This window comes from Rhodococcus sp. UFZ-B548, assembly GCF_903819475.1.
Lineage (GTDB): Bacteria > Actinomycetota > Actinomycetes > Mycobacteriales > Mycobacteriaceae > Rhodococcus_F > Rhodococcus_F erythropolis.
Genome location: NZ_CAIJDS010000133.1, coordinates 1 through 2650, shown reverse-complemented (window position 1 = coordinate 2650; position 2650 = coordinate 1). Strand labels below are relative to the sequence as shown.

The 2650-nt window shown below is 59.5% G+C and carries 4 protein-coding genes and 1 pseudogene; 4 read left to right on the top strand and 1 reads right to left on the bottom strand.

Annotation, left to right across the window (positions count from 1 at the left end):
* Together H7C86_RS36790 and H7C86_RS36785 are read left to right on the top strand one after the other, a co-directional pair.
* The coding region (locus H7C86_RS36790; protein WP_080911174.1) for a DUF6188 family protein at nt 1–389 on the top strand (389 nt) is incomplete at its 5' end.
* A 103-nt stretch (nt 390–492) separates the two neighbouring features.
* On the top strand, nt 493–807 hold the full coding sequence (locus H7C86_RS36785; protein ID WP_019749980.1) for a hypothetical protein: 315 nt from the start codon (nt 493–495) through the stop codon (nt 805–807).
* A gap of 541 nt (nt 808–1348) precedes the next feature.
* Here H7C86_RS36785 and H7C86_RS36780 read toward each other — a convergent pair.
* On the bottom strand, nt 1349–1693 hold the full coding sequence (locus H7C86_RS36780; RefSeq protein ID WP_019749981.1) for an Lsr2 family protein: 345 nt from the start codon (nt 1691–1693) through the stop codon (nt 1349–1351).
* A 169-nt stretch (nt 1694–1862) separates the two neighbouring features.
* On the opposite strand from H7C86_RS36780, the gene H7C86_RS36775 reads away from it, so the two are divergent.
* Together H7C86_RS36775 and H7C86_RS36770 are read left to right on the top strand one after the other, a co-directional pair.
* Nucleotides 1863–2384, top strand: a complete 522-nt coding sequence (locus tag H7C86_RS36775; RefSeq protein ID WP_125461309.1) for a hypothetical protein — start codon at nt 1863–1865, stop codon at nt 2382–2384.
* 60 nt (nt 2385–2444) lie between these two features.
* Nucleotides 2445–2650: pseudogene (locus H7C86_RS36770) on the top strand (hypothetical protein); the annotation flags it as partial.

Here is a 2650-nt window from a genome sequence, read left to right as displayed (position 1 = left end):
TTGTAGGTGTCGGACAGCGGGTTGTCCGTACCGAGGTCGGTCACGCCCTACAGTTCGAAACTGACGCGCACGTTCGATACTTCGTCGAGGAGAACCCCGCCCTCACCCTTCATGACGACACCGAAGTCGCCATCAGCCTTCCGGCACCTGCACCCGGGGCAGACATCGCAGCGGAACTGACCGGCGCGACAATCGAACTCAGCACCTGCACCGCAGACGGATCACTCGTCGTACTGTTCGACACCGGGACTGTACTGTCGGTGCCACCGTCGCCGGATTTCGAAAGTTGGAACGTCTCCGCGCCCGGGAACGTGCTCGTCGTCTCGACACCTGGCGGCACGATCGCAGCGTGGAACTGGCCCAGCACCGACGGACATGGCTATCCATGAATACCGGGACCGACGCCCGAGCGATACTCCCGGGACCACAAATTTGTCGCACACTTCATCCCCGCCGGAAACTTCCTGACCGTCAATCGCGAGGACAAGACTCATGACTTCGGACAACCCGCACGATCCTTCACCCGAATCACCAGATCTTCACCCTCTGATCCTCGAGGTAGCCGACGACTACGATCACGGCCGAACTTCCCTGCGCGCCTTGGTAACCGTCTACGAATCGATCGTCGACAAGTACGAGCACGAACAACACGATCGCCACGAAGACCTACGCTGGGCATGGGGGCAGATCGAAATCATGAACGCTCTACGACACGATGACCCGAGCCGCGCACCGCAAGACGAGGCCGAAGCGTACGAAACCATCGATGGGTTCGTGACTACATTCCAGTCGCTCCATTCCGCCTGAGCCGTCGCCGATAGTGCTGCCGATCAGCAGGTTCGATAGACCGGAGGCCCATCGATGATCCGCAAGATTCAAGCCACGGACGGTGTCTGACTCAACGAGGAGTGACCTTTGGACTGCCGTCGACGATGCGTCCGTTGCCGGGCCTACTCGCGTGCAAGGGAACTCGGGGAATGATCTGCACTGACAGTTGCGGGTGCAGCCTGCAGAATGAGCGCAAGACGTCGACGGTGGACCGACTGGATTGTGTATGCGCGCACTCCGCAGGCTGCTTGCGGAACTGTACCCGGAGATGACTGTGTCTAATCTCTGCTGTTCGCAGTGGCAGTCGGCGGCCGAGCGCAGACGGCGACACACTTCGACTCAGGAAGGGCGCGTGGTTCTCGGGTGTTTTCGGTTGGAAACACCTGCAGTTCGCGCCAGCGATGAAAGAGGTGGCGGAATCCACACAGGGCCAGGCCGAAGGGCGTATGTGAGAAACGCTTCCCCTCACACCCGCTTTCGTATCAGTGTTGAATGTCGTGTCGCCTTAAAGGGATCGAATTCAGTGCGCGGCGTCGAAGGCGTCGAGGATCTCCGCGTTGACCCGTCCCCGCGGTGCCACGTCGTAGCCGTTCTTGACTGCCCAGTCCCGCACTGCCTGCAACTGCTCTTTCGAGCGACCTGAACCGGTATCCTTCGCCGTCACATCAGCTTTTCTGCCGCGGCGTGCTTTTCCGACTTTCTCGGCGACCTTCACGAAAGGCTCGAGGGCGGCGTTGAACTTGTCGACGTTCGTCGGCCGCAGATCGATCATGTAGTCCGACCCCTGATACGAGAATTGGACGCGTTCGCCGAATCCGTCGTCGATCGGCTTACCGTCGAGATCGTCGATAAGTTGGCGAATCACTCTCAGCCATGCAGCATCGTCTCCAATTCGATAGGAATCTCTCCAATGACCGGGTAACCCTAGCAACCCTTGTGTCGGTACCGAGACGACGTCTAGCGACAGTATTTCGGCGCAGAGAGATGCTTCTCGCGGGCTCTGCCGCCGAGTCGTCAACTGGTACCGTGCTCTCATGCCCAGCGATTCTTCGGCTAATCGTGACCATGCTCAATCAGTTGCGCGTATCGCCAGGGACGGTGCCCGCGTGCGAGTAAGGGACACCCATCGCTCATTTCAAGAATTCGTCACTCTCGTGGATAGCCGGTACGCATATTCGTTGCCCTATTCTGCGGCACCGAACTTGCGACTTCCTTTCGATACATGGGAGCGCGAGACGAAAACCTTGGTCGACGTCCGGCGATTGTGGGAGTACGCGATCGATCTCGACACCGGCGTACGCCATGAGATGGAGTGGTTCACCCCTGTGTGGCAGAAGATGTGGCCGGGGATCGCACGACACCAACTTGCCTCGATCGACGAGAGGACCAACCGAGAGTCGGTCAACCTGGTGTGGGTCTTGATCGACGAGAAGTCGGCTGAGTTGACGAAGAAATGCCTGGCCGAAGCGTCAATCTCTGGGGTGGACGTCATCTCCATCGAGGAGTGGTTGTCCAGAAAGGGTCGCACGGGCGAAACGGTCCCGGTCATCGGATAGCACCGAACGTCAGAGACCGAACGCACTGTGCAACGCAAGGCAAGTCCTGCAGTCGGTTTGATGGGAGACGTAGTGGATCTGATGCATGTTGCGAGGTTTGTCGCCGCACCGGAGCTGGTCGAGATCGACGACCTCACAATGCCGGGCCGTCGACACCTACCGGAGCACTGGCTGCACGCACTCGCCGGGGACCGTACGTGGCGCGTAGCGGAAGTGTTGAAGCGGTGGAACCACTTCGGGCGACCGATCATGTCCGACACCTACAC